The organism is Rhodococcus sp. EPR-134, from assembly GCF_001647205.1.
GTDB classification, from domain to species: domain Bacteria; phylum Actinomycetota; class Actinomycetes; order Mycobacteriales; family Mycobacteriaceae; genus Rhodococcus_F; species Rhodococcus_F qingshengii.
The window spans coordinates 1-5200 of sequence record NZ_LVCT01000630.1; the positions used below are offsets into that span (position 1 = coordinate 1).

The 5200-nt window shown below is 62.1% G+C and carries 6 protein-coding genes; 2 read left to right on the forward strand and 4 right to left on the reverse strand.

Annotation, left to right across the window (positions count from 1 at the left end):
- Positions 1-391: 391 nt before the first annotated feature.
- The gene (locus tag A2J01_RS27705) at positions 392-970 is read right to left on the reverse strand and encodes a type IV toxin-antitoxin system AbiEi family antitoxin domain-containing protein (protein WP_003941523.1); all 579 of its coding nucleotides are present in this window, start codon (positions 968-970) and stop codon (positions 392-394) included.
- A gap of 127 nt (positions 971-1097) precedes the next feature.
- On the opposite strand from A2J01_RS27705, the gene A2J01_RS27710 reads away from it, so the two are divergent.
- On the forward strand, positions 1098-1868 hold the full coding sequence (locus tag A2J01_RS27710) for an LmeA family phospholipid-binding protein (protein ID WP_007735358.1): 771 nt from the start codon (positions 1098-1100) through the stop codon (positions 1866-1868).
- On the opposite strand, the gene deoC is transcribed toward A2J01_RS27710, so the two are convergent.
- Positions 1865-2530 carry a deoxyribose-phosphate aldolase gene (deoC, locus tag A2J01_RS27715; RefSeq protein ID WP_007735361.1) on the reverse strand — a complete coding sequence of 222 codons (666 nt, stop codon included), beginning with the start codon at positions 2528-2530 and terminating at the stop codon, positions 1865-1867. The genes A2J01_RS27710 and deoC overlap by 4 nt on opposite strands.
- A gap of 64 nt (positions 2531-2594) precedes the next feature.
- Between deoC and purU the strand changes: the two genes are divergently transcribed.
- A complete protein-coding gene (gene purU / locus A2J01_RS27720) occupies positions 2595-3482 on the forward strand; it encodes a formyltetrahydrofolate deformylase (RefSeq protein WP_003941509.1) in 888 nt (295 codons plus the stop codon).
- Between the two features lie 12 nt (positions 3483-3494).
- On the opposite strand, the gene A2J01_RS27725 is transcribed toward purU, so the two are convergent.
- Both A2J01_RS27725 and A2J01_RS27730 read right to left on the reverse strand, forming a co-directional pair.
- Positions 3495-4526 carry an alpha/beta fold hydrolase gene (locus tag A2J01_RS27725; RefSeq protein ID WP_021333908.1) on the reverse strand — a complete coding sequence of 344 codons (1032 nt, stop codon included), beginning with the start codon at positions 4524-4526 and terminating at the stop codon, positions 3495-3497.
- A 168-nt stretch (positions 4527-4694) separates the two neighbouring features.
- A complete protein-coding gene (locus A2J01_RS27730; RefSeq protein WP_003941505.1) occupies positions 4695-4991 on the reverse strand; it encodes a DUF2516 family protein in 297 nt (98 codons plus the stop codon).
- Positions 4992-5200 lie beyond the last annotated feature (209 nt).

Here is a 5200-nt window from a genome sequence, read left to right on the forward strand (position 1 = left end):
GCCCGCAACCACCGCGAAGCCCGCAGAAACAGCAAAAACACTCAACCCACCGACAACACGACGAACACCACTCACGGACATCCAGATCCCTCTCGACAACGGGGCAGACAGGCGTCCAGGACAAGCGTCCGTCTGCTTTCGATGCCGTGACGTTATCCCATTGACTGTAAAGTAACTACGCTTTTCGCAGATTTAGTTCATCGGCGACATCGCCGAACTGCAATAACAGTGGGCTGAACGTCCCGAACCGCACATCTGGATGCGTTCTTACCTGCGCTAAAGACAAAACAGTCGCCCGAAAATAGCGATTTACAAATCTCTGATATCGGCGTCATATTCGATTTCGGGCGTGATGCCAGAAGGTCGCAGGAGCCTCGAAGATCTCTCTCGGCTACAGGCTTGCGGCCAGAGCCAACTCGACCCGAACAGCAACGTCGACGCTCGCGTTCTCACACGAGAGATACAGCTCGTGCGCGTCCAGTCGACCTATCGCGACCGCATCGGCGACTACTTCGTTGAGCAGGACTTGAGAAATTCCACCGGAAGCGAGGTCGTGCACGGTACGCAAAGGCGTGGTGATGCGGATGGGCCCGATCTGTTCACACTCGTCGTCCGCGAGCGGCAGTCGGTGCAGCGCTACCTGGCGGGTCGGCGCCGCGAGAGGGTGCGCAACGGAGAGGTGAATGAAGCGAGGTTGCAGGTGCCCGAGGCCATGCAGATCTGCGGCACTGTAGTGCGAGACGGTGGCGCTACCGGCGAACCACGTGCACCACTTCGCGAACTCGTCCAAGGCGGTATGTCTGACGCGTTCGAGGCGAAAAAGCCCGCGGCACTCACATGTCCATGTTCCGGATTCCGTCATTTCTTCCATCAACGCCAGACCGAAACCCAGTTCGGATGCCTGGAGAGCCGTGACAAATCCGCACTGTCGCAGCGCCAGCAACTCGAGTGATTCGTAGTCCGAAGCCATGACCACCTCCGGTGACCGTCGAAAACGCCGTTTCGAACAGACTACGGGCGAGTGTGTCGCGCATCACAGGAATGAGGAAGTGCGTATTCACAGAGTTCGTTCAGACTCGTCGGGAAGAATCTGGCGAATGACTGTCGCAGCGAACAACCCTCGTCCGCGCAACCGAGTGCTCATCATCCTTCTCGTGGTGATCGCCGTACTCGTCGCGGCGCTCGTCGGTGGAGAACTGTACGTACGCAACCAGGTGAAGACCTGCATGGCCGATCAGTTCCAGAGCGAACTGGGATCCCAGGTCGACGTCGGGTTGAGCTGGAAGCCCGTACTCCTGCAGGCAGTCGACAAGAAGGTGCCGTACATCAGCATCGACAGTGACGACTCTTCGTTCGGCCCCGCAACGGGAATGCAGGTTCACGCGAAGGTGAACGACATCAACTTGCAGCCCTCGGCGGGCAACAGCGGCACCATCGGCAGCTCCAGCGCCGACGTCACCTGGTCTACCGCAGGCATTCTCGCCACCTTGCAGGAACAGACCTTCGGCGGGCTCGTCTCCGGCGTCACCGCCGACTCGAGCGCCGGAACACTCGCGTTCGACGTCGGTCCGGTCGGGCTCGCGAAGCTCACGGTCAAGCCCACCGTCACCAACGGTGTGGTCGACGTCCAGACCGTCGGCGCCGAGATTCTCGGATTGGGTCTGCCGACCGATCTGGTCGACGGCATCGTCCAGACACTCACCGACAGCCTGCAGACCTACCCGCTGGACATGAAGCCCACGAAGCTGACCGTCACCGACGACGCTATCCAGATCTCGTTGGAGGGCGGCGCTTACGCCATGCCCGTCGCCGACGCGAACAACCAGAACACCTCGGCGGTTCCGGACAGCTGCGGCCTGCTGACCTAGTCGGCCAGACCGTCCAATACTGCTCGACTTCCGGATAGTCCGAGGCGGGTGGCGCCGGCCGCGATCATGTCGAGCGCTGCCTGCGTCGTACGTATTCCGCCACTGGCCTTGACTCCCACGCCCGGGCCGACCGTCTGCGCCATCAGTGCGACGGCCTCAACCGTCGCTCCACCCGCGGGGTGGAAGCCGGTCGAGGTCTTGACGAAGTTCGCCCCGGCATGCACAGCTGCGCGGCAACATTCGACGATGGCCTCGTCGGACAGCGCTGCGGTTTCGAGGATCACTTTGAGGATCGCACTCTCCCCCATCGCCTCGCGGACGGTGAGGATATCGGCCAACACCGCGCTGTAGTCGCCGGCGACCGCCGCTCCTACGTCGATGACCATGTCGATCTCGGCTGCGCCTTGATCGACGGCCAGTCGCGCTTCAGCACCCTTGACCAGCGAATGATGTTTCCCCGACGGGAATCCGACGACGGCCGCCGTCACAAGTCCCTCGGCGCGAATCGGCAACATCGACGGCGAGACGCAGACAGCCAGCACACCGAGGCTGCGTGCTTCGTCGATCAGGGCGGTCACATCGGCCGCGGTGGCTTCGGGTTTGAGGAGAGTGTGGTCCACCATCGCGGCAACCTGGGAACGAGTGAGTGCAGCTTCAGACATGTTGGAAAGCTTGGCACACCACCACGCGACCGTCGCTGCAGCCGCACCTGAGAGACTAGGCCGCATGACCGCTGCACCATCGATCGATGATCGTCGCTATGTTCTGTCCCTCGGCTGCCCCGACACCACGGGCATCGTCGCACGCATCTCGACCTTTCTCACCGACGTCGGTGGATGGATCGTGGAGGCTGCATACCACGCCGATGCCGACACCGGATGGTTCTTCACGCGTCAGGCGGTCCGTGCATCGTCGGTGAGCATGAGCATCGACGAGCTTCGTGAACGGTTCAAAGCTGTTGCGGCCGAGATCGGTCCGGAAACCGAGTGGACTCTTCACGACTCCGGCGCACCCAAGAAGATCGTGTTGCTCGTGAGCAAGGAAGGTCACTGCTTGCATGACCTCCTTGGCCGCGCCGCGGGCGGGGAACTCCCGGCAGAAATCAGCGCCGTCATCGGAAACCACGAAGATCTGCGCAGTGTCACCGAGCGCCACGGGATCGACTTCCACCATGTTCCGTTCGCCAAGGACCCGGCAGAACGGGGACCGTCCTTCGAGAAGGTCCGCGCCCTGGTCGACGCTCACAATCCCGACGCCGTGGTGCTTGCCCGATTCATGCAGGTGCTGCCCGAATCACTGTGCGAGCACTGGGCCGGGCGCGCGATCAACATCCACCACAGCTTCTTGCCGTCGTTCATCGGTGCCCGCCCCTATCACCAGGCTTTCGCCCGCGGCGTGAAGTTGATCGGCGCCACCTGCCACTACGTGACCGCCGAACTCGATGCCGGTCCGATCATCGAGCAGGACGTGATCCGTGTGGACCACGCCGACGATGTCGCCGACATGGTCCGTCAGGGTCGAGACATCGAAAAGCTCGTACTCTCCCGCGGACTGCGCTGGCACCTCGAGGATCGTGTGCTGGTCCACGGGCGCAAGACGGTCGTCTTCAGCTAGAGCTGCGTTGCGCTAGAGATTGCGCAGTCGCACGATTTCCTTGTCGAACTCGTCGATGTTCTCGATCGACGACATGTGACCGACGCCCGGCAACACGATCAACCGTTCGAGGTTGCCGGCGTCGTCGAGGACTTGCGCAAGCTTGCGCGCATGGACCGGCGGAGTGAGCCGATCGAGCGAACCGACGAGCACGGTGGTCGGCACTTCGAGATTGTCGAGTCCCTCGTGAATGTCGAGGGTGCTCAGCGCTGCTCCCCAACCTCCACGGATGCGGGGCTTGCACTCACGAACGATGTTCTCGCAGAACTGAATCTCGGCCTTGGTCGCGTTCGGTGACATCGAGACGTACTGGATCGCCTTCGTCATGGCGCCCGAGGAGACGAACGGAACGGGCGAACTGAGGATGGCGCGGCCCACGGGGACCGGCACGCGAGGGAAACGATTGGGCAGTGGGATGACCGTGGTCTCGGCGATCAACCTTTCGCTCGCGGTGCTCGCGAGCATGACCGCCGACGCGTACTTCTTGACCTCGTCGGGGTGACGACCTGCCCAGGCGATGATGCTCATCCCGCCCATGCTGTGACCGACGATGACGGCCTTCTTGTCCTCGCGAACCGTGGCCGCCAGCACTGCAGAGAGATCGTCGGCAAGGACGTCCGGGCCGAGCGGAAGATTGCCGACGGTGCTGCGGCCGTGACCGCGCTGATCGTAGGTGATGACGCGATATTCGCCGGCAAGCGCATTGACCTGCGGGTACCAGAATTCGGTGGAGCACGTCCAGCCGTGACTGAGAACGATCGGATCGCCGTCGACGGGACCGTAAGCCCGGACATTGATGATCGCACCGTCGTCGGTGGTCAGTTCGCTGATGTCAGCTTTGAGCGTCGGAGTCTTCAGGAGTGCATTGGGCTCGACGTCGCTCGAAAGAGTCAACCCACGCGTGGATCGCCGATGACGGATCCCAGCGACGGCCGCGACGAGTGCTCCCACTCCGACGGCGCCTGCCAGTACTCGAAGCTCTGTGGTGCGCGAACGACTGGACATGCATTTACCCCTGACTGCTGCTGACGACAGACGGATGCAATCTATGTGTGACTGCCGTTAACCGACACTATCACTCGAACAACGCCCGTTGTCAGCGTTGGAGAGAAGAGTGGGGCAGCACACCATGAGCCGGGAACCACGGCTCGGAATGAGCGGGAGTACGGCAAACTACCAGCGAGAACCGCCGTGCTGAATGTCGTCCACCCGCGGGCGAACGTCGACGAGATACACGCACACTGCAACGACCGCGATGATGCCCAGGAGCCCGACAGGGGACGTCGCCAAGAGAATCAACGCCGCGACGATCAGAATTCCCAGCCAGATCGGCTTGGTCAATTTGTTGACCGCGGTGAAAGCGTCAGGACGCTGCCTGACGGCATGAACGATCGCGTAGACAGCACCCACCAATGCGAGCACTTTGAGTGCGAGAAAGATCAGACCGACTAGCCCATCGACTTGAGTCACAACTACATCCTAAGTTCTCATCCGGTTCCCGACGAACACGAAGGCTCCCACACTCGGCTGAGTGAGGGAGCCTTCGTCAGGTGGAGCTGGGCAAATCAGGCCTTCTTGGCCGGAGCAGCCTTCTTGGCCGGAGCCGGCGCGGTGGCCTTGGCGGGAGCAGCCTTGGCGGGTGCAGCCTTGGCCGGAGCGGCCTTCTTCGCGGCGGTGGT